The sequence below is a fragment of the Kribbella sp. NPDC058693 genome (genome assembly GCF_042715335.1).
GTDB classification, from domain to species: Bacteria; Actinomycetota; Actinomycetes; order Propionibacteriales; family Kribbellaceae; genus Kribbella; species Kribbella jiaozuonensis.
Window position 1 is genome coordinate 720,522 of sequence record NZ_JBHXSQ010000004.1, and the last position, 20,194, is coordinate 740,715.

19 protein-coding genes are annotated in these 20,194 nt (G+C 68.2%); 9 read left to right on the forward strand and 10 right to left on the reverse strand.

Annotated features, from left to right (window positions below):
• Positions 1-309: 309 nt before the first annotated feature.
• The 7 genes from ACFWUU_RS29865 to ACFWUU_RS29895 all read right to left on the reverse strand — a co-directional run bounded on the left by ACFWUU_RS29865 (position 310) and on the right by ACFWUU_RS29895 (position 7,807).
• Positions 310-1,440 (reverse strand): hypothetical protein, encoded by a 1,131-nt coding sequence (locus tag ACFWUU_RS29865; RefSeq protein ID WP_380180222.1) that lies wholly within the window; start codon positions 1,438-1,440, stop codon positions 310-312.
• 137 nt (positions 1,441-1,577) lie between these two features.
• Positions 1,578-3,017 carry a diguanylate cyclase domain-containing protein gene (locus ACFWUU_RS29870; protein WP_380180225.1) on the reverse strand — a complete coding sequence of 480 codons (1,440 nt, stop codon included), beginning with the start codon at positions 3,015-3,017 and terminating at the stop codon, positions 1,578-1,580.
• A 72-nt stretch (positions 3,018-3,089) separates the two neighbouring features.
• On the reverse strand, positions 3,090-3,845 hold the full coding sequence (locus tag ACFWUU_RS29875) for a sugar phosphate isomerase/epimerase family protein (RefSeq protein ID WP_380180227.1): 756 nt from the start codon (positions 3,843-3,845) through the stop codon (positions 3,090-3,092).
• A gap of 20 nt (positions 3,846-3,865) precedes the next feature.
• On the reverse strand, positions 3,866-4,681 hold the full coding sequence (locus tag ACFWUU_RS29880) for a sugar phosphate isomerase/epimerase family protein (RefSeq protein ID WP_380180229.1): 816 nt from the start codon (positions 4,679-4,681) through the stop codon (positions 3,866-3,868).
• Positions 4,678-5,928, reverse strand: coding sequence for a dihydrodipicolinate synthase family protein (locus ACFWUU_RS29885; RefSeq protein WP_380180231.1), 1,251 nt, complete (start codon positions 5,926-5,928; stop codon positions 4,678-4,680). Before ACFWUU_RS29885 ends, ACFWUU_RS29880 begins: the two co-directional genes overlap by 4 nt.
• Positions 5,928-7,088, reverse strand: coding sequence for a Gfo/Idh/MocA family protein (locus tag ACFWUU_RS29890; RefSeq protein ID WP_380180233.1), 1,161 nt, complete (start codon positions 7,086-7,088; stop codon positions 5,928-5,930). Before ACFWUU_RS29890 ends, ACFWUU_RS29885 begins: the two co-directional genes overlap by 1 nt.
• Before the next feature lie 11 nt (positions 7,089-7,099).
• Positions 7,100-7,807, reverse strand: coding sequence for a cupin domain-containing protein (locus ACFWUU_RS29895; protein WP_380180235.1), 708 nt, complete (start codon positions 7,805-7,807; stop codon positions 7,100-7,102).
• 183 nt (positions 7,808-7,990) lie between these two features.
• Between ACFWUU_RS29895 and ACFWUU_RS29900 the strand changes: the two genes are divergently transcribed.
• The 8 genes from ACFWUU_RS29900 to ACFWUU_RS29935 all read left to right on the forward strand — a co-directional run bounded on the left by ACFWUU_RS29900 (position 7,991) and on the right by ACFWUU_RS29935 (position 15,562).
• Positions 7,991-8,902 carry a nucleoside hydrolase gene (locus ACFWUU_RS29900; protein WP_380180237.1) on the forward strand — a complete coding sequence of 304 codons (912 nt, stop codon included), beginning with the start codon at positions 7,991-7,993 and terminating at the stop codon, positions 8,900-8,902.
• Positions 8,892-10,238, forward strand: coding sequence for a threonine/serine exporter ThrE family protein (locus ACFWUU_RS29905; protein WP_380180239.1), 1,347 nt, complete (start codon positions 8,892-8,894; stop codon positions 10,236-10,238). Before ACFWUU_RS29900 ends, ACFWUU_RS29905 begins: the two co-directional genes overlap by 11 nt.
• 114 nt (positions 10,239-10,352) lie before the next feature.
• A complete protein-coding gene (locus ACFWUU_RS29910; protein WP_380180241.1) occupies positions 10,353-11,282 on the forward strand; it encodes an ArsR/SmtB family transcription factor in 930 nt (309 codons plus the stop codon).
• Between the two features lie 181 nt (positions 11,283-11,463).
• Positions 11,464-12,666: a 3,4-dihydroxy-2-butanone-4-phosphate synthase gene (locus tag ACFWUU_RS29915; RefSeq protein WP_380180243.1), complete on the forward strand. Its 1,203-nt coding sequence runs from the start codon at positions 11,464-11,466 to the stop codon at positions 12,664-12,666.
• Positions 12,663-13,442, forward strand: coding sequence for a class I SAM-dependent methyltransferase (locus ACFWUU_RS29920; protein ID WP_380180245.1), 780 nt, complete (start codon positions 12,663-12,665; stop codon positions 13,440-13,442). The genes ACFWUU_RS29915 and ACFWUU_RS29920 overlap by 4 nt, the downstream gene beginning before the upstream one ends.
• Positions 13,429-13,827 (forward strand): cyclic nucleotide-binding domain-containing protein, encoded by a 399-nt coding sequence (locus tag ACFWUU_RS29925; protein ID WP_130445803.1) that lies wholly within the window; start codon positions 13,429-13,431, stop codon positions 13,825-13,827. Before ACFWUU_RS29920 ends, ACFWUU_RS29925 begins: the two co-directional genes overlap by 14 nt.
• Entirely contained in the window at positions 13,817-14,797 is a 981-nt protein-coding gene (locus ACFWUU_RS29930) for an adenylate/guanylate cyclase domain-containing protein (RefSeq protein WP_233714812.1), read from the forward strand. Before ACFWUU_RS29925 ends, ACFWUU_RS29930 begins: the two co-directional genes overlap by 11 nt.
• Positions 14,798-14,842: 45 nt before the next feature.
• A complete protein-coding gene (locus ACFWUU_RS29935) occupies positions 14,843-15,562 on the forward strand; it encodes a GNAT family N-acetyltransferase (RefSeq protein ID WP_380180247.1) in 720 nt (239 codons plus the stop codon).
• On the opposite strand, the gene ACFWUU_RS29940 is transcribed toward ACFWUU_RS29935, so the two are convergent.
• On the reverse strand, positions 15,559-16,764 hold the full coding sequence (locus ACFWUU_RS29940; protein WP_380180249.1) for an HAAS signaling domain-containing protein: 1,206 nt from the start codon (positions 16,762-16,764) through the stop codon (positions 15,559-15,561). The genes ACFWUU_RS29935 and ACFWUU_RS29940 overlap by 4 nt on opposite strands.
• Positions 16,761-17,090 (reverse strand): PadR family transcriptional regulator, encoded by a 330-nt coding sequence (locus ACFWUU_RS29945; RefSeq protein ID WP_130445805.1) that lies wholly within the window; start codon positions 17,088-17,090, stop codon positions 16,761-16,763. Before ACFWUU_RS29945 ends, ACFWUU_RS29940 begins: the two co-directional genes overlap by 4 nt.
• A 126-nt stretch (positions 17,091-17,216) precedes the next feature.
• On the opposite strand from ACFWUU_RS29945, the gene ACFWUU_RS29950 reads away from it, so the two are divergent.
• A complete protein-coding gene (locus tag ACFWUU_RS29950; protein ID WP_137255563.1) occupies positions 17,217-18,143 on the forward strand; it encodes a helix-turn-helix domain-containing protein in 927 nt (308 codons plus the stop codon).
• On the opposite strand, the gene ACFWUU_RS29955 is transcribed toward ACFWUU_RS29950, so the two are convergent.
• Entirely contained in the window at positions 18,140-20,068 is a 1,929-nt protein-coding gene (locus tag ACFWUU_RS29955) for a Xaa-Pro dipeptidyl-peptidase (RefSeq protein WP_137255562.1), read from the reverse strand. The genes ACFWUU_RS29950 and ACFWUU_RS29955 overlap by 4 nt on opposite strands.
• Positions 20,069-20,194 lie beyond the last annotated feature (126 nt).

Genomic DNA, 20,194 nt, shown 5'->3' on the forward strand with positions numbered 1-20,194 from the left:
CCGGCTATCGCCGGACCTGCGGGCTGCCGCCCGCACCCGTGCGCGCTATCGCGCGTGCGACCGCTGCGTGGTCCTGCTGGTTCGTAAGTGTCGAACTGGCTGCGAGCTGCCCCGCGCCTGTAGGTGCTGCTGCGCGTGCGACCGCTGCGTGGTGTGGCTGGTTGGTGCGCGTCGAGGTGACTACGGCAGCTTCGCGCGAGCGATCGCGGCTGCCCTGCGGTGTAGTCGGCTCGTGCGTGTCGAGGTCGCTGCAGACGCAGGCGACTGCGAAGTCGGAGTCAGCAACCGACCAGCACACCGCTAAGACCTTTACGTGGCTGGGCTCGTGAGGAAGCGCTCGCGTAGTTCCGCCAGCAATCGGGTCTTGTCTTCGAAGGGCTCGGTTGCCAGCCAGATTGTTTCGATTGCCGCGGAGAATGCCTCTACGTTGAAAGTTGCGGTGACCACTGTCACGGTGTTGTCGAACGGGTCGCGGTCGTCGAACCACCCGTAGGCCTGGGTCACGAACTGGTGCACCGTGGCGCTCGCCTCTGCCCCCGGTTCGACCGGGCGCGGCGGTCCGTTCAGGGTTTCGAGCCAGTCGGCGCCGCGGTCCATTCGGTCCAAGATGGCGGCGACACGCTCGTTCCCGCCGTACCCAGCTTCCTCGCACGCGCGGCGCGCCGCCCACCGTGCTATCAATCGCAACGTCTGCGGTTCGGTCCGCTCGAGTGCATCCACCAACGCCCGGTCGAAGAGCGCCAACTGCTGGCCGTTCGTGGTGCGCGCCAGCTGCTCGCTCGGCAGCGCACCGCCCCAGGCCGCCATGCGCTCGGCAAGGCGTCGCGCTTCGTCCTGACGTGCCCTCTCCTGCTTCCTCTTGGCGAGCTCGGCAGGCGTCGGCTGTTCGCGGGCGAACTTGTGCCAGTACGCCGCCTGCTTACTGGTCTCCTTCACCACCCGATCCGGCGCAGGCCGAGCCGGCCAGAACTGCAGCAGGTACCGGTCCACGAGCGGCTCGCCGTCCATCGGCGGGGACGCCTGGTGGCCGGCATCCATGCCCCACGCTGAGAACCTGACGCGGTAGTCGGTTTGCGGCTCAAGATCCAGCGGCCACCATCCACCGTCGCCTGCCCACGTGACCAGCATCGCGTCACCGATCGGCCGGTACGACGCTTCGACAACGTCCTCCGCGCTGTACTCGACCGGAGGCATCGTCTCGTGCAGCTCGACCGCAAAGCCGACCTCTCCGGTGTGGAGGCCGGTAATCAAGTACAACTTCCCCGGCACCGCCGCCCCACACAACCCGTTCCGTTGCCCGGCGAAGCATTCTCCTAGTTCGGCGGAGTTCTCCGCACTCTCCACATAGATCTGCGCATAGGCCACCCAAGCGGGCTCGTTCATCAAAGTGCGCGGCATCCGTCGATCCCCCCAGAAATCAATGAGCTTCATTTCAACCACGGGCCCACTCGCGATACAAGGCACCTGAACTGCAGGTTGATGCAACTCGGCGGCAGGATGATCCGCCTAGCACGCCGGACAGTCAGCGTGGGTGGGAGCCGCGCGTAGCACCGCGTGGGGTAGCCGGCAGCTCGCTGCTAGATGCGGCGGTTCTTCGCGTCGTACATGGCCTGGTCGGCTTCGTGGAGGAGGGTGTCGAGGTTGGTGGTGGTGGGGGTGATGGGGACTGTGCCGACGCTGGTGGTGACTTCTACTGCGATGTTGGGGAGGGGGCGGCTGACGGCGGACTCGAGGCGGGTGATCAGCGTGGTCAGGTCGTCGCCGGAGATGTCTTCGGCGAGTACGGCGAACTCGTCGCCGCCCAGCCGGGCAACCGTGTCGCCGTGGCGGACGGCAGTGGTCAAGCGGTTCGCGATCTCGCGCAGCGCGCGGTCGCCGGCCTCATGCCCGTACCCGTCGTTGACGAGTTTGAAGTGGTTCAAATCGCAGAAGAGGAGCGCCCCGGGACGTCCCGTCATACGCGTCCGCTCCAGCACCTTCGTGAACCGGTGCTGCAACAACCGGCGGTTCGGCAGACCTGTCAGCGGATCATGCGCGGCATGATGGCGGAGCTCGCGCTCGGCATCCTTGCGAGCCGTCACATCGTCGATCTGGATCAGCAGGATCCGCGGCCTATCGGCACCCTGTTCGACGATCGCCGCCGTGCCGCCGAGCCAGATGGCGTTCCCGCTCGGCTGTGTGAAGACCCGCTCGAACCGGTACGTTCCGTTGCTAGTGGCAACGTCTTCGAGGTCTGTCCGGGTCGACTGCGGCTCCTCGTCGCGGAGGAACTGGGCCAGGCGCGCCCCGAGCAGGTCGTTCGCGGCGTACCCCGTGATCCGGCAGAAGGCGTCGTTGACGCGCAGGATCCGGCCGCGGTCCGGGCCGTCGAAGCCGATCGTGGCCATCCCGTTGCCGGCGCCTTCGAAGACGAGCCGGAACGTCGCCTCGCTGGCCTCCAGCCGGGTCTTCTCGGCGAGCAGTTGGTCGGCCAGCCGGGCCTTGTCGATCGCCACGCCGGCCTGGGTCGCGAAGATCTCCAGCAGCTCCCGGTGGATCGGACCGGGCCGCCGCTGGTCCTCGGGGAGGTCGACCGAGAGCATCCCGACCAGCTCGCCGTCGGACGAGTACAGCGGCGCGAACAGTGCGTCGAGTGGATGCCACGCGCCCGGGTCGTCAGACACCGGTACGTCGGGCACCCACCCGACCACCTCGCCCTCGGGCAGCCGCTCGTGCGGCACGAATCGGAGCTTGCCCCACGCGTCCGCGATCGCGAACTCGGTGTCGAAGATGTCCGGGGCGCTGACCCGCCCGAGCAGCGCCTCGCGCGCCTCGGGTGAACCTGCGACCGCGATCACCTCGAACTTCCCGTCCGCGTGCCGCAGGTTCAGTACGGCGATCCCGAATCCGAGCCCGGTCACGACCCCGTCGACGACGGCCTGCAGGGTTTCGGCAAGGCTTCGCCCAGCGCCCATCCGGGCGCTCACTTCGTACAGGCGACGGACGGCGGTCAGCCGCACCGTTGGATCGTTCTGCACCCGTCGAGAATAGGCCGATCTCACCACCTGTGAGCAGACGTAATCAGAATTGATCCGGTTAAGCGTTGGTTCTCACAGTTCTGAGTACCGGATTTCGGTCAGGCCGCGGTAGCTGCGTTCGGCCGACTTCCAGGCGTCGGTGGGCTTGTCGTGCTCGACCAGCCACTGCTCCACGCCGCCCGCCTGGGCGTGTTCGAACATCGCGCCGAAGTCCAGCTTCCCGGCGCCGACGTCCTCCCACGAGCCGTCCTCGGCCATGTCCTTGACGTGCAGCGCGGGGAACCGGCCGGGGTGCTCCTGGAACAGCTTCGCCGGGTCGTGCCCGCCGTCCACCGCCCAGTACAGGTCCAGCTCGAACCCGAGCAGCTCCGGGTCCACGCCCAGCAGGATGTCGTACAGCACCTGCCCGTCGACCTCGTCGAAGTCACGCCCGTGGTTGTGGAACAGCAGCTTCAGCCCGGCGTCGCGCGCCACCTTCCCGGCCTCGGTGAACGCGGCTGCCGCAGCCTTGAACCCCTCGATCGAGTGCTGCTCGGACGGGATCGACGGTACGACGGCCCACTGCGCGCCGAGCGTCTTCACATCGGCGAGCGCGCCGGCCCAGTCGTCGGCCAGCCGTTTGTACCCGACGTGCTCGAGCACGATCTTCAGCCCGGCGTCGTCGGCGTACGACCGGATCTCCTCGGCGCTGTGGTCGAACCGGCCGCTCACCCCGACCGTCTGGTAGCCGATCCCGGCGAGGCGCTTCAGCGTCCCCGGGTAGTCCTCGGCCAGGACGTCCCGCATCGTGTAGAGGTGCATCCCGATACCACCGGCGGGAATAGTCATACAGACAGCTCCTCGATCAACTAGATGACGTGTTCCTTGTACCGTGCGAGCGCCAGGTCGAAGACCTCCTGACCAGGCGCGTCCCACAGTTGCTGGTTGAAGATCTCGACCTCGATCGGCCCGTCGTACCCCGCTGCGTCGCAAGCCTCGCGCAGCCGGCGCAGCTCGATCGAACCGTCGCCCATCATGCCGCGCCCGAGCAGCGTGTCCTCGGGCAGCGGAACCACCCAGTCGCTGACCTGGTACGACAGGATCCGCTCACCGGCCCGCTCGATCTGCCGGTACACGTCCGCGTCCCACCACAGGTGGTACGCGTCCACGATCACGCCGACCTGCGACGCCGGGAACTGCTCGGCCAGCTCGAGCGCGCCGCCGAGCGACGACACCACACAACGGTCCGAGCAGAACATCGGGTGCAGTGCCTCGACGGCGAGCTTCACGCCACGTTGTTCGGCGTACGGCGCGAGCTCGGCCAAACCGTCGCGCACCATCGCGCGCGCGCCGTCGAGGTCCCGTGAACCCGCGGGGAGGCCGCCGCTGACGAGGACGAGGACCGACGTACCGATGGTCGCGGCCTCGTCGATCGCGCGGCGGTTGTCGTCGATCTTCGCCTTGCGTTCGGCGGGATCGGTCGAGGTGAAGAAGCCGCTGCGGCAGAGGGACGAGACCTTGAGGCCGGCGTCGGCGACGAGTTTGGCAGCCTGGTCGACGCCGTACTCCTGGATGGGCTCGCGCCACAGGCCGATCCATTCGAGGCCGGCGTCGGCGCTGGCCGCGACGACGTCCTCGAGCGGCCAGTACTTCGTTGTCGCCTGGTTGAGGCTGTACCGATTCATGCGTCGACACCGCTCACGCGCAACAGTTGGCGGAACCGGTCGACGGCGAGCTCCGGATCAGTGAGCACGCCGGCTTGGTCGGCCAGGCGGAACGTGTCGGCCAGGTGCGGCAGCGACCGTCCTGTCTGGAGGCCGCCGACCATCGTGAAGCCGGGCTGATGGCCGTTGAGCCAAGCCAGGAAGGCGATCCCGGTCTTGTAGTAGTACGTCGGCGCGGAGAAGATCTGCCGGGCCAGCGGGACGGTCGGCTCGAACACCCGGGTGTACTCCGCCAGGTCGCCGGAGTCCAGCGCCTTCAGCGCGGCCGCTGCGGCTGGGGCGATCGCGGCGAAGATCCCGAGCAGGGCGTCGCTGTGCCGGTTGTCGTCGCCTCGGATCAGTTCGGGGTAGTTGAAGTCGTCACCTGTGTAGAGCCGCACGCCTTCCGGCAGACTGTTGCGCAGGGCAACTTCATAGGTGGCGTCGAGCAACGAGATCTTGATTCCGTCGACCTTCGCCACGTTGTCGTTGATGAGGTCGACGACGAACGCCATGGCGGACTCGAACGAGTCGCTGCCCCAATACCCTTCCAGCGCGGGGTCGAACATCGGCCCGAGCCAGTGGAGGATGACCGGTCGGGTCGACTGGTTGAGCAGGTGGTCGTAGACCTTGCGGTAGTCGTCGGGGGATTCTGCGGCCGCGCACAGGGCTCGGCTGGCCATCAGGATCGGCTGGGCGCTCACGTCCTCGGCAACAGCAAGCTGCTCCTCGTACGCGCCGATCACCGCGTCCAAAGCCGCCGGACCCGTCAGCTGATCCGTGCCGACACCAACCGCTATCCGCCCGTCCGGCGCCTCACCCGCCGACCGCCGAATCAGCTCCTGCGTAGCCTTCCAGTCCAGCCCCATCCCGCGCTGTGCCGTATCCATAGCCTCAGCCACAGACAACCCCAACGACCACAAGTACCGCCGAAACGCCAGCGTATGCTCCCAATCCACCACCGCAGGAGCCCCCGGCGAGTTGTCCCCCAACGGATCCGCCACCACATGAGCCGCCGCAAACGCCAACCGCGACGAGGCCGGCCGATAGGTGCCCTGAGCAACCGGCACCCCCGACAGCCGATAGGTCTCCAAGCCCCCGCCGTCGTGCGCCGATCGGCTCCCCCTGGGCGCGCTGTCCGGCTGGCTACCACCACCTCCTGCGCCGGTGGCCGAGGCGGGACCGCCGTGGTTCCCGGCGCCCGTAGGCAGCCTGAGTTCCAGCCCCATCAGCGGACCTCGAGGTCGAGCTTCGGCACCTCGAGCTTTCGGCCTTCGTGCCAGGACTGCAGGCCCAGCTCGGCCAGCTGTACGCCCTTGGCGGCTTCGATGAAGTCCCAGGTGAAGGGGGTGTCGTCGACGACGTGGCGCAGGAACATCTCCCACTGGACCTTGAAGCCGTTGTCGAACGGCTCGTTGTCCGGCACCTCGGCCCACTGCTCGCGGAACTTCTCCGTCGCCGGCAGATCCGGGTTCCACACCGGCTTCGGTGTCGCCGACCGGTGCTGTGCCCGGCACCGCCGCAACCCGGCGACCGCGGACCCCTCGGTCCCGTCCACGTGAAACTCGACCAGCTCATCCCGGAACACCCGCGTCGCCCACGACGAGTTCATCTGCGCGACGATCCCGCCCTCGAGTTCGAAGACGCCGTACGCCGCATCGTCCGCCGTCGCTGCGTACTTGTCGCCCTGCTCGTCCACCCGCGTCGGGATATGCGTCGCGCCCTGGCAGTACACGGATTTGACCGACCCGAACGTCTGGTCGAGCACGTACCGCCAGTGGCAGAACATGTCGAGGATGATGCCGCCGCCCTCTTCGGACTTGTAGTTCCACGACGGCCGCTGCGCCTCCTGCCAGTCGCCCTCGAACACCCAGTAGCCGAACTCACCGCGCACCGACAAGATCCGCCCGAAGAACCCACCGTCCACCAGTCGCTTCAGCTTCCGCAGGCCGGGCAGCGACAGCTTGTCCATCACAACGCCGTTCTTCAGCCCGGAGTCGATCACCGTACGGGCCAGGTCGACCGCCGCCTCCAGGCTCTCGGCGATCGGCTTCTCGCAGTAGATCGCCTTACCGGCCTCGACCGCGGCCCGGACGCCCTTCTCGCGCAGCTGGGTGAGCTGGGAGTCGAAGTAGATCTCCACGTCCGGCTCGGCCAGCGCCTCGGCCAGGTCGGTGGTCCACCGCTCCAGCCCGTACTGCTCGGCGATCCGGCGCAGCTTGAGCTCGTTGCGGCCGACCAGGATCGGTTCGGGGATGATCATCGTGCCGTCCGCGGCGGGCAGCCCGCCCTGCTCACGGATCGCCAGGATGGAACGCTCGAGGTGCTGGCGCAGGCCCATCCGGCCGGTGACGCCGTTCATCACGATGCCGATGCGTCGCTCGTTCACAGTCGTACCTCTCACGCTCGAGTGTCATAAACGTCGAGGCGGCCGCACATGCCGTGCAGGCCGGACTCAGTGGGTGCGGGAAGTTGGTGCAGCTCAGCTGATTCCAGGTGCGGCGCGGTGCCGGCCTCCAGTGCGTCGAGCGCGGCCCCGGTCTCGTCGGCCAGGCGGCGCGCGCCCTGCTCCCAGCGCTTCCGCCAGTCCGCCAGTTGCGGTTGCACGAGCCGTACGGCGGCCGCGTAGAACTCGTCCAGCGCGGACGGCCCTTCCGATTCATAGCGCTCCCGCAGTACGGCGAAACCCTGTACTGCGAGGTCGCGCCGCGCCATCGCGGACTGCGTCCGTGCTTCGTCGGTGAGCGCAGTCGCTTTCAGATACGTCTCGCGGTCGGCGAGAAACTCCGGCGGCAGCGTCATCACGGCATCGCCGGCCTCTGGAAGACCGGAGTTCGACATCAGGGCGAGGATCCGGAGACCGCCGCGGTTCACCAGCCGGTGGATCGTCCCGGGGCCGAACGAGACCACGGCGCCAGCCTGCAGCGGCGTCTCGGCGTACCCCTTCGTCGACAACGTCTGTACGGCGCCGTCGCCGGCGAGCACGTAGTACCCCTCGGAGCAGGCCAGGTGCACATGCGGCGTACCGCCGACGTCGTACACCGTCAGCTTCGAGATACCGACCCCGCCCGGCAGCGCCATGCCTGGTCCGGACTCGAACTCACACATGCGCGCCTCCCTCCTGAGCCTGGGAAAGGGCTTTCCGCAGCCTGTGCCCGTAACCATAGGTGGGCGTCCGGACCGAGTCAACCTGTCACGGAAAGCGATCTCCACCACACCCGGTGACAGCCCGCGGGATGTGAGGCTATGCAGTGACGAATATCTGTTCACCACAGCTCGAGGAGTGTGCGTGTGAAGCCGAGTAGACGACGGGTCATCATCGATACCGATGCCAAGAACGAGGCCGATGACCAGTTCGCGATCGTGCACGGGTTGTTGTCGCCGACGTTCGACATCCGCGGTCTGATTCCCGCGCATTTCGGCACCCACCGGACGGACCGGATCATGGAGGAGTCCCGCGAGGAGATCGATCTGCTGCTGGACCTTCTCGATCTGACCGGAAAGGTCCCGGTCGCGAACGGCGCGACCACCGGCATCCCGGACGAGCAGACCCCGCTCGACTCGCCCGGCGCCCGGCTGATCATCGAGGAGTCCAAGCTGGCCTCGAAGGGCGACCCGCTGTTCGTGTCGTTCCTCGGTCCGCTGACCGACATGGCGTCGGCGATCCTGCTCGATCCCGAGATCGTCGACCGGGACGTGATCGTCGTCTGGATCGGCGGCCGCGGCTACAACGGCTACGCGGCCGACCATCGGATGGAGTTCAACCTTTCGAACGACATCCACGCCGCGAACGTCGTGTTCGGCTCCAGGATCACCGTCTGGCAGGTCACGAGCGACGTCTACACGAAGGTCTCGGTCAGCTATGCCGAGCTGGAGGAGAAGATCGGCGCCGCCGGCCCGCTCGGCGAGTACCTGATCGAGCAGCTGGTCGAGTGGAACGCGACGTACCACGGCGAGCCGATCGAGTCCCGCTCGCTGGGCGACTCGCCCGCGATCTCCCTGATGCTCTACCCGCAGAGCGGTAACTTCCGGACCCGTCCGGCGCCGCGTTTCGGTGTCGACGGCTGGTACCTGCCCGGCACCGACAATCCGATCCAGGTCTGCGAGGAGGTCGACGTCCGCTTCCTGCTCGAGGACATGTTCGCCAAGATCCGCCGCTTCGGCCGGCAGAAGATGGGCCATCGTTTACCCAATGGAGCCTGACGAGCAGCGGGAGGTCTACGCCACCATCGACCTGGCCTTGCGGGTCGGTGAGGTGCTGCTGTCCAGCGGCGCCGGTACGGCGGACGCGACCGCGACGATCCTCGGTGTCACCGCGGCCGGCGGACTGCGCGGGTGCGAGGTCGACATCACGTTCACCTCGATGGCGGTCTCGTACCAGGCCGCGCCGGACGTCGCCCCCGAGACGCACATCCGGCTGGTCCGCTACCGCTCGCAGGACTTCTCCCGGCTGACCGACGTCGACCAGCTGGTACGACGGTTCGCTACCGCTGAGGTGACCCGCGAGGAGGCGTCGCGCGAGCTGGCCCGGTTGACGTCGGCGGGTCCGCCGTACCCGCGGTGGAGCGCCGTACTCGCCTGGGGTGTGATGGCCGGCGGCGCGACGCTGCTGCTCGGTGGCGGCTGGCTGATCACGTTGGTGGCGGTGCTCACCGCGATCGTGATCGACGTCAGCAACCGCTGGTTCAACCGGCAGCGGCTGCCTGCGTTCTACCAACAGGTCGCGGGCGCTTTCGTCGCGACCGCGGTCGCCTTGATCCTGTACGCCGTCCACGCGCCGGTGAAGCCGTCCCTGGTAGTTGCCGCAGGCATCATCATGCTGCTGGCCGGGATCGCCCTCACCGGTGCTGTCCAGGACGCGATCACCGGGTACTACGTGACGGCCGCGGCCCGGAGTCTCGAAGCGATGCTGCTCACCGGCGGGATCATCGCCGGTGTCTCGCTCGGTCTCGCGCTGGGGTTGAAGTTCGGCATGCACGTCGGTATCGAGGCGGAGACGATCCAGCTCGGGAACCTTCCGATCATGGTCTTCTCCGGGGCGTTGATGGCGGTCGCCTTCGCGTACGCGTCGTACGCGCCCCTCCGCGCGCTGCTCCCGGTCGCCGTGATGGGTGGCCTCGGATCGCTGGTGTTCACGCTGATGACCCGGGCGTCGTTCGGCCCGGCGTGGTCCACGGCCGCCGCGGCGTGTGTCATCGGGCTGGGCAGCTACTCGATCGGCCGGCGGGTCGGCGTACCGCCCCTCGTCGTGGTGGTCGCCGGTTCGGTCCCGCTGCTGCCGGGACTCACGATCTACAAAGGCCTCTACGAGCTGATGGGCCTGGGCAACCTGATCGGCATCGTCAGCCTCGGTACTGCGGTCGCCATCGGCGTCGCGCTCGCCTCCGGCCTGATCCTCGGCGAATACCTCGCCCAGCCGATCCGCCGCGAGGCCCGTCGGCTGGAAGACCGGCTCGCGGGCCCCCGCCTGGTAGGCCCGCGCCGACCGGTGCGCCGGCGGACGACCCGACCGCGCCGCCGGCGCCGTACCGGAACCTAGATGTCCTTGCTGAGCATCGGTTTCTCCTTACCGGGACGGGCGTTTGCGGTCCAGATCATGGGAGATCGGTCGATCGGCCGACAACCGTTTGACGTATTCGTCAACAATGGATCCATGAGTGAGCTGCAGGTCACCGTGACGCAGTCTCCGCACCAGTCGGTGTATCTGGCCTTGCGGGAGGCAGCCAGCTGCCGCGGCCCGTTCTCGTCCCGGCACGTACTGCGCCCTTTGCACTCGCTCGTCTCGCGGCCCGACTATGCGCGCGCACTGCATCCGGTCCGACGGCATGGCGGCGGCCAACTGGTGCCCACCGCGCTGGTCCCGTTGGCGCCGGTGCGGGACGTGCCGTTGCCGGAGCAGGTCGAGGCGCTGCACGGGTACGGCGGCCAGAAGCTGATGGACGACATCGCGACCCTCGGCTCGGACGCGCCGATCTGGCGCCGGGCAGTCGCCGATCCCGACCGCTGGCTCCGGACGTACGCCGAGCTGATCGACCTGGGCTGGCAGGCCCTCGAACAACGGTGGAACCTGCTTCGCCCGGCCATCGACGCCGAGACCGAACGGCTGGGGGTGGCGACCGTCCGCGGCTGCCTGCCGAGTGCGCTGAACACCATCAGCCCCCGCCTGACCTTCACCGAATCCGGCTTCAGCGTCGACGGCCACGAACCAGTCCCGTACGACGGACGCCGCCTGGCCCTCGTCCCGGGCATCGGCGCACCGGACACGCTCTTCGTCCACTACCAAGGCCCGTCCGTCATCTCGATCGCGTACCCGCTTCGCGATCTCCCCGACGTCAGCCCAGCCCGGCCGGTCGAGGACCCGCTGGAGGTGGTGCTCGGCGTACCGCGCGCCCGGATCCTCCGCCTGCTGCGCGAACCGCTGAACGTCGGCATGATCGCCGCCGACCTGGCCGTCACCCCGGCCGCGGCCACCCGCCACTGCGACGTACTCCTCCGCGCCGGCCTGATCGCGCGCGAACGCCGCGGCCGCCAGGTCCTCATCAGCCGCACCACCCGAGGCGAAAAACTCCTCGACGTGCTCTGAACGAGGTGTGGTTTACTGCCGATTGGTGCGATTCCACGGTGTGACGGTTGGACGTGATTCCAGGCCCGTCGGCTCTGCCGGAAGGCGGAGTGACCCGGTGCGACCGGGGCCACGCGGTGATACCCCGCTTCAGCTCGGACCTGAGTGTCCCTGGCCATGAACGAGTGGCGGAGAGCGAAGCATGTTCACAGGACGAATCGAGAACGTAGGCACGGTCGCCGAGATCGCCGGCGAACTGTTGCGGGTCACGTCGGACGTCGCGGTTGCGCCGGGTGGCGCGGTCTGCCTCGACGGCATCAGGTTCACTGCTGAGCCGGGGCCGCCGGGGGAGATCCGGGTCGTGGTCACGGACGAGACCCGCCGGCGTACGACGTTCGACCGGGTCTGCGGCGGTACGACGCTGCACGTCGAACTGCCCGTTGCCGTGGGCGATCGGATCGACGGGCATCTGATCCAGGGACATGTCGAGGGTGTCGGCAAGGTGGTGCGCGTCGATGTGGAGCCGGCCGGTCATCGGGTGTGGATCAAGCCGCCCGAGCGATTGCTGGCCCGGTTGGTGGCGAAGACCTCGGTCGCGATCGACGGCGTGAGCATCACGGTCGCCGAAGTGCTGAAGGACCGGTTCTCCGTCGTACTTGTGCCGAACACGCTGACGAAGACGAAGCTCGGTGCGTTGGTCGCCGGCGATCGGGTCAACCTCGAGAGCGATCTGCTGGTGCGGATGGCGCGCGAAGGGCACGGGCCGGAGTTGCAGCGGGCGGTGGCGCAGTTGCCTTGGGCTGGTCAGCTGAGCGGCGAGGCCGGCGTACAGAAGGTGGTTGCGCAGATCGCCGCTGGTGGTGGGGTTGTCGTGTGGGATCCGACGGCTGAGGGGGAAGGGGATGTGGTCTTCGCGGGTGAGCGGTTCCGGCCGGAGGCGATGAGATTCCTGCTCACACGGGCTTGTGGGCATACGACGGTGCCGTGTGCGGCCGACGTACTGCGGAGGTTGGAGATCGGGCCGATTCCGGGGAACGGCGATCGGCAGGGTACGGCGATGCATGTGCCGATCGATCTCGCCTCGTCCGACGGGACTGGCGTGTCTGCGGCCGATCGGGCGGCGACGATCCGCCGGCTCGCGTCGGCGGACGCCGTACCGGATGACTTCCTGCGGCCCGGGCATGTGTTCCCGTTGGCGGCACGACCTGGGTTGCTCGGGGAGCGTCAAGGGCACACCGAGGCCACGGTTGCGTTGTGTGTTGCGGCGGGGTTGGCGCCGGTGGGTGTGTGTTGTGAGGTGATGCGGGCGGACGGGGTGATGGCTGGTGCGGCCGACCTCGAGCAGTTCGCGCTGCGGTGGGAGCTGCCGATGATCGACATCCACGACCTGGAACGCTGGCTGTGAGCCTCTACGACAACCCTGCCTTCCTGCGGGGCTACCGGGAACTGCGCCGCACCGGTCGGTGCATCAACGACGCTCTGGAGATTCCGGCGATGGACGCCGCGTTGCCGCCGGTTGCGGGGGCGCGGGTGGTGGATCTGGGATGTGGCGAGGGCGGGCTTGCCGTTCGGCTGGCGGCGGCAGGTGCTGTTGAGGTGCTTGCTGTTGACGCCTCGGAGCAGATGCTTGCAGCGGCGGCTCCGCACCCGCGGGTGCGGTACGTGCGGGCGGATCTGGCTGACTTCGATCTGACGGCGAGGTGCGTGGATTTGGTGGTGAGCAGCATGGCGTTGCACTACGTCGAGGACTTCGACGGGTTGGTTGCGCGGGTGACGGGCTGGCTGCGGCCCGGTGGCGCGTTCGTGTTCACGATCGAGCACCCGGTGATGACTGCCCCGGTGGTGGCTGAGGACTGTGTGGTGGACGACTACGCCGACGAGGGGCGGCGGGAGCGGTCCTGGTTCGTAGACGGGGTGGTGAAGTACCACCGGACGATCGGCTCGACCGTGGCCACGCTGCGGCGGCACGGTTTCCGCCTGGAGCTTGTCGACGAGCCGCTTCCGACGCGTGAGCAGGTGGCCGCTCACCCGCACCTGGCGATCCATCGCCGGCGTCCGCCGATCCTGCTGGTGTCGGCGTGTTCCGCACCTGCGGGTGACCGTGTGGTACACGAACCGTTAGAGTTACTGACTGGAAACATCGGCGGAGCCGACGAGGAGGATCGACGTGGCACTGGGTAGGACGTCCCCGCGGGATCTGCCGTTGTTCGCGGAGCTGTCCGGACGGGACATCAGGGACATCTTCCGGGCCGGCGAAGAGGTTTCGGTGCCGGCCGGCTGGTCGCTGATCCTGGAACAGACCCCGCCCGACGCGGCGTACCTGATCCTCAGCGGCACCGCGGCGGTCCGGGAGAAGGGCCAGGAGATCGCCGAGCTCGGCCCGGGTGACATCGCCGGCGAGGTCGCGGTCCGGAAGAACACGTTGCGGACGGCAACCGTCACGGCGAAGTCGCGGCTGCAGCTGCTGCACTTCACCCGGGAGAAGTTCGACGACCTGACCCGTCGGCTGCCGGCGTTCCGTGACGCCATCGACGCCACCATCGCCGAGCGACGCGGTGGACGCTGACCCTGGGACGCCGGATCTGGCCGCGTTGGCTCAGGAGTTCGAGCGGACGCTGCTGGGCGGAGAGCGGAAGTTCACCCGCGTGCAGGTGTCCGAGCGGGCCGGGATCTCGATCCAGCGCGCCGAGCGGATGTGGCACGCGCTCGGGTTCGCGACCGTCCCGGACGACGAGGTGGCGTTCACCGACGACGACGTCGAGGCGCTGCGGCTGGTCGCGGCGCTCGAGGACGACAAGTTCATCGAGCCCGAGATGGAGTCCTCGCTGGCCCGCAAGCTCGGGCAGACGCAGTCCCGGCTGGCGTCCTGGCAGTCCGCGATGTTCCTGGACTTCCTCGGCAGCGCGAAACTGTCCGCGGACGAGGCGATCGAGGTCGCGGCACTGTTGCTGCCGGCAATGGAACGGCTGCAGACGTACGTCTGGCGTCGGCACCTGGCTGCTGCTGCCGGCCGCGCGGTGGCGGGGTCCGACGAGCTGGCGCGTGGGGTGCGGGCGGTCGGGTTCGCGGACATCGTCAGCTACACCCGGTTGACACGTCGTCTGACCGAGGCCGAGCTCGGGGAGTTGATCGAGCGGTTCGAGGGCACGGCCGCCGACGTTGTCGCGCTGAACGGCGGGCGGGTGATCAAGTCGATGGGTGACGAGGTGCTGTTCGTCGCCGACACCGCTGCGCAGGGCGCCGCGGTCGCGCTGGCGCTGCAGGATGCGGTGAACGCGGACGAGGAGCTGCCTGAGCTGCGGATCGGGCTCGCGTACGGCACGATCCTGATCCGCCTGGGTGACGTGTACGGCGAGGTCGTCAATCTCGCCGCCCGCCTCACCACCGAGTGCAAACCCGGCCGCGTCCTCGCCGACCGCGAACTCGCCGCCGCCCTCGACGGCCACGCCGCCTTCAACCTCCACCGCCTCCGCCGCGTCTCGGTCCGCGGCTACCGCCACCTCGTCCCGTACGCCGTCCAACGGGCGAACAGCTGACAGCTGGTCGCTTACGCGTCAGCGGCGTGACATACGGTTTGGTATGTGCGGGAGATCAAGACGCCGGCCGACCTGGTGCTGGTGAGTGGGCGCGACTCGGTCATTGAGTGGGCTGCGCAGGGGTTCGGAGCCGGAGTGCGGGCGTGGGCCGGTGGGGACGCGGTGGCGGTTGCGTCGCCGGATGTGTCCAAGCACGATCGGCTCGCGGTGATCGGGTCCGTGGACGATGCGGCGCCGTTGGTGCGTGACGTACTGCGTGAGGTGGGTCCGTCGTACCGCCCGTTCGGGGACGAGGAGCTGGTGCGCGGGCTGGCTGAACGCGTGCCAGGGCTGACGTTTTCGGCGTCGTTCGGGTGGATGGATGCCGCTGAGGTACCGGACCTGACCACGACCGCCGCCTGGCTCGACGGGGACGACGGCGTCGAAGCGCTGCTGACCGAGGCGTCGCCCAAGTCGTACGCGTGGCCCGGGCGTCCCGGCGTACGGCGGTGGGCTGCTCTGACCGGGGATCGTGGTGAGCTGTTGAGTATTGCGGCGGATGCGTGGAGTGCGCCGGAGGTCGGGTTCCTGGCCGGCGTGGCGACGCATCCTGCTGCTCGGGCCAAGGGGTTGTCGCGGCAGGTGTGCGGGTTCGTGACGGCCGAGCTGGTCAAGCGGCACGGGCGGGTCGCGTTGATGGTCGACGGCGACAACGCGGCGGCGATCGCGGTCTACCGGCGACTCGGCTACACCTATCGCCGAGTCGCCGCAGCCGGAATGCGCTAGCGCGTCGGCTGGACCGTCAGGGTTGCGCCTGGCTTGGGGGTCGTCGGAGTGGCGGTCGGGCTTGGCGTCGGCGGCGGGGTCGTCCGCGTGGCCGGGGCCGGTGGTGGGACGAAGGGTGCCTTGGTGGTGTCCTTGCAGTTGTCCGGGCCGGCGTTGCCGTTCTCGTCCGGGACAACGACGGCCTGCGGGAACAGGTTGCTGGTCGTGTCGCGGGACTGCGTGCCGTAGTTCGTCTCGCAGTCCTGCTGCTCGAGGCTGATCGGGTTCCCGTCCTGGTCGTACAGCCGGACCGGGACCTGCTTGCCCTGGGCATCGAACGGGTAGATGTTCGTGACCGTGTTCCCGTTCAGCACCAGCCCGTTCGCCGGCGGGTTGTAGTGCGAGGAGCTGCCGCGATAATCGTTGTAGTTGTTGAGGAATCCGAACGACGCCCCGACGTACGCCGCCGCCAGGAACGACGGCACCACGATCGCCGCGACGACGTTCAGCGGTACGACGTACCACAGCCAGCGCCTGTCCTGCTGCGTCTTCCGCCCGATCCAGATCGACACCGCCGCACCCGCGACCGCCGCGACCACCGTCACCGACGGGGCGCCGAACAGCGCGAAGAACCCTCCCGCGCCGATCACGCCGCGGACCACCCACCAGACCGGCTGGCCGATCGTGACGAGCTCGTGCCGGATGTTCGGCGGGATCTGGTCGATCCAGCCGCGGATCGCCGCCGCGCCGTGGGCGCCGCGTGGGGTGTCGAGGACGATCCGCGGATCGTGACCGCGCAACGCCTGGACGCCGAGGAACGCCGCGACGAACAGGATCCCGAGCCCGAGCAGCCCGAAGAACGCGGTCTCGTCCTGCGACCACGCGAAGATGCCGATGGCAATGAAGAACGGGCCGGCGATCGCCGAGATCAGGCCCCAGCGCAAGGCCTTCCAGCCCGCGTCCAGATCGTCCTGACTCACCGGCGCGGTCCGCGGGGGATAGCCGGCCGCGGTCCGCAGCTCATCGGCGTACTGCGCCGGCGTGCCCAGGCGCTGCTGCAGGTCCGCGAGCGTCGGCTCCGCGCCGAACTCGGCCGCCACCTCGGTCAGGTGACCGCTGACGTCCTGCAGTACGTCCTCGAGCTCGCCGGGCGGCAGATCGTTGAGCTGGGCCCGCACCTGGGCCAGGTAGAGCGCGACCGCTCCGGTCAGGGTGCTGTTCACGCGGCCTCCTTCTCCAGCAGCAGCACCGACATCGTGTCGGCGAAGTGGTTCCAGGTCTTGGTGGACTGGGCGAGCAGGTCGCGACCGGTCTTGTTCAGCCCGTAGTACTTCCGGTGCGGCCCTTCCTCGCTCGGCTGCACGTAGGACGTCAATGCCCCGGCCGCGAACAGCCGGCGCAGCGTCCCGTACACGGACGCGTCCGCCACGTCCTCCAGTCCGGCCGCGCGCAGTCGACGCAGTACGTCGTACCCGTAGCCGTCGGCGTCCCGCAGTACGGCGAGCACCGCGAGATCCAGGACGCCCTTGAGTAGCTGGCTCGTATCCATCAGGTCTCCTCCAGCAGGTGTTCCGCGGAGAACAGTACTACACACTGCGGAGTACTGTGGTAACCAGTCTGCGGTTCCGCAATTTCGATCAAGTCGACGGCGGCCGGATGGGGGACAGTGGTGGGCATGGCGGATGTGTTCGAGGAGTTCGTAGCGGTGGTGGCGGCCGGGCTGGCCGGGCCCTGCGAGTCGGTGCACGGGGCCGGGCTCGCGGAGCGCGTGCATCTGTCCCGGTTCCACTTCGACCGCGTGATCGGGGCGGTGGCGGGCGAGTCGCCGTTCGCGTTCCGGCGGCGCGTGCTGCTGGAGCGGGCGGCGTACCGGTTGCTGTCCGAGCCGGTCGCCGTGTTGGACGTCGCGGTCGAGGCCGGGTACGGCTCGCACGAGGCGTTCACCCGGGCGTTCGCCAGGGCTTATGGGATGTCGCCGCGGGACTGGCGACGGGAAGCGTCGCGGGTGTTCTTCCTGACGGCGCCGAGTGGAGTGCATTTCCAGCCGCCGGCCGGACTACGGCTGCCGGCACGTAGAAAGGTGAGAGGGATGGACGTACTGGTCAGAATGGTCGAACATCACGTCTGGTTGACCGGCGAGATGATCGAACGCGGCGCCCGTCTGGACGCCGCCACGCTGGACCGCCCGATCGAACTGTCCGTCGAGGGAATCGACGACGACATCTCGATCAGGTACCTGCTGGACCGCCTGGTCTGGCAGGAGGAGATGTGGCTCGCCTCCGTCGAGGACCGCCCGTTCCAGGTCCCCGAATGCGGACGCGAGGTCAGGACGCCGATCTCCGAACTCCGCACCCGCCACGCCGACGCCGGCTCACGCTTCGTTGCCCTGGTCAACCAGCTGAACGACGACGGCCGCTTCGACGAGAGCTTCGTCGACACCACCTGCGAACCACCACGAGTCTTCACGTACGGCGGCATGGTCGCGCACGTGCTGACCTTCGCGGCCCATCGCCGATCCCTGTTGATCGGCGCGTTCTACACCGCGGGCATCCAGGACCTGGGGTTCGGCGACCCCATGCTTTTCGTAGCTGAAGGCAACTAGTTCTTCGGGTCGTGCAGGTTGGGCCGCTGGGTCGGCGTGGTGATGTCCACGTCGATCGGGTGCAGCTGGGTGGGGGCGGTGATCTTGCCCGACGTCACCGGAACGTTGAGTTTGCTGCCGGCCAGGTCGATGTCGACGGTCGCGCCGGTGTCGTTCGGGGTCGTCCACTCCGTGTCGGAGAGGGTGACGGCCAGGCCGAGGACGCGGCCCTTGGGGATGACCTGGTCCTGAGCGCGGAGCGGGACGTTGACCGTGGTCCACTTGCCGGGGGTCAGCGGCGTCGGGTTCGTCAGTGACTTGCTGTGGGCGGCGTCGATCCAGCCGCGGCTGACGATGCCGTGATCGCTCTGGGTGGTGAGCTTGTCGACGGTGAAGTAGCAGCTGTCGTCGTAGTCGGTGCTCGAACCCTCGCAGGTGCTCTGGTCGGTGGTACGGATCCCGGAGTACCGCGCCGCGTCGCCGTACTCGATCAGGCGGGCTGTGATCGGGGTCGTCGCGGAGTCGGACTTCACCCGGAGCGTGACCGATGGAGTACCGCTGATCCGCATCGGGGCGGTCAGCGGTGCGGACAGGAACATCTGCCGGCCCGCGATCACCTCGGTCGGATCCGCGACGATATCGTCCTCGGTCAGGTCGGGGTCGTCGGTGATCATCAGCGAACCCTTGCCTGCGGCACCTAGTTTGCCCGCGGACAGCGGCACCGAGGTCGGGCGGTTCACGGCCGGCCAGGTCTTGTAGTTGCGCCAGACATCGGGTGACGTCTCGATCGAGACCGACGGCTCTTTCATCACGCCGTTCTGCAGACCCTGCAGCCAGTAGTCGAACCACTTGTGCAGCTCGTCCACCCACTGGTCCCGGCGGAACTCGAACGGATCCACGTGGTCCTCGAGCCCGAGCCACAGCTTGCGCGGCACGTTGTTGCGGGACAGCGCCGACCACCACTGCGAGAAGTGGTTGGTCTGCACGTTGTAGTCGCTGAGCCCGTGCGTCATGAAGACCGAGGCCTTCACCTTCGACGCGTTCTTCGTGTAGTCGCGCTCGGACCAGAACGTCGTGTAGTTGCCGGTGTCATCGTCGTCGTTGTCACCGAGGTCGCCGCGGACGTCGTCACACGCGGGGCTGTCGTGGCCGACGTACCCACCGAGCCAGGGCATGTAGTCGTCCGAGTACGGAACGCCGCCGGAGCGGGTGTAGTCGTACCACGACGAGATCGCCGAGATCGGCACGATCGTCTTCAGGCCCTTCACCCCGGTCGCGGCGACGCCGTTCGCGAGCGTTCCGTCGTACGACTTGCCGATCATCCCGACCGCGCCGGTGGTCCAGGTCGCCTTCACCGCCTGCCCGTCGGCAGTGTGTGCGGTGTTGCGTCCGTTCAGCCAGTTGATCACGTCGACCACGGACTGGATCTCGTCGCGGCCGCCGACGTCACCGCAGCCGGTGGACCGTCCGGTGCCGAGGATGTCGACGCCGACCATCGCGTACCCACGCGGGACGAAGTAGTTGTCGTAGAACAACGGCATCTTCTGGATCACGCCGTCGCCGTCGTACGTCTTCTTCTCGTTCTCGTTGCCGCGTCCGCAGCAGGAGTAGTACGGCGAGGCGTCCATGATCACCGGGATCTTCACACCGGTGAGTGCGGGCTCGCTGGGGCGGACGATGTCGACCGCGATCACGTCGTCGGTGCCGTCGGAATCGGTGTCCATCGTGGTGTCGACGTACACGGACTGACGGATCGCGTTCGCGTAGTCGTAGACCGGCTGCGTGCTCTTGGTGCGCGCGTCGACATGCTGCGGCACACTGGGTGCTGCCGGGGCAACAGCGGGTCCATCCGGGACAGGAGCAGCCACGGCGGGACCGGTAACGGTCGCGAGGCTGAGCACGGCGGACGAGACCAGGATCGTCACCCTGGCGCGGACGGTCGTCATGGCTGGGAAGGCTAGTCACTCGCGCGCCGCAACGCCAGGTTCTGCCGAGATTGGCAGCGACCTGCCCGATACACAGCGTGAGAACGGGCGATTCGATAGGGTGACCGCCACCGCCCCCGGGGGGAC

Bases quoted from the DNA above. Each gene is read 5' to 3' on its own strand.
- ACFWUU_RS29955 (WP_137255562.1), bottom strand. From the start codon at position 20,068: ATGACGACCGTCCGCGCCAGGGTGACGATCCTGGTCTCGTCCGCCGTG.
- ACFWUU_RS29945 (WP_130445805.1), bottom strand. From the start codon at position 17,090: ATGGATACGAGCCAGCTACTCAAGGGCGTCCTGGATCTCGCGGTGCTC.
- ACFWUU_RS29950 (WP_137255563.1), top strand. From the start codon at position 17,217: ATGGCGGATGTGTTCGAGGAGTTCGTAGCGGTGGTGGCGGCCGGGCTG.
- ACFWUU_RS29910 (WP_380180241.1), top strand. From the start codon at position 10,353: ATGAGTGAGCTGCAGGTCACCGTGACGCAGTCTCCGCACCAGTCGGTG.
- ACFWUU_RS29885 (WP_380180231.1), bottom strand. From the start codon at position 5,928: ATGGGGCTGGAACTCAGGCTGCCTACGGGCGCCGGGAACCACGGCGGT.
- ACFWUU_RS29895 (WP_380180235.1), bottom strand. From the start codon at position 7,807: ATGTGTGAGTTCGAGTCCGGACCAGGCATGGCGCTGCCGGGCGGGGTC.
- ACFWUU_RS29880 (WP_380180229.1), bottom strand. From the start codon at position 4,681: ATGAATCGGTACAGCCTCAACCAGGCGACAACGAAGTACTGGCCGCTC.
- ACFWUU_RS29905 (WP_380180239.1), top strand. From the start codon at position 8,892: ATGGAGCCTGACGAGCAGCGGGAGGTCTACGCCACCATCGACCTGGCC.
- ACFWUU_RS29915 (WP_380180243.1), top strand. From the start codon at position 11,464: ATGTTCACAGGACGAATCGAGAACGTAGGCACGGTCGCCGAGATCGCC.
- ACFWUU_RS29875 (WP_380180227.1), bottom strand. From the start codon at position 3,845: ATGACTATTCCCGCCGGTGGTATCGGGATGCACCTCTACACGATGCGG.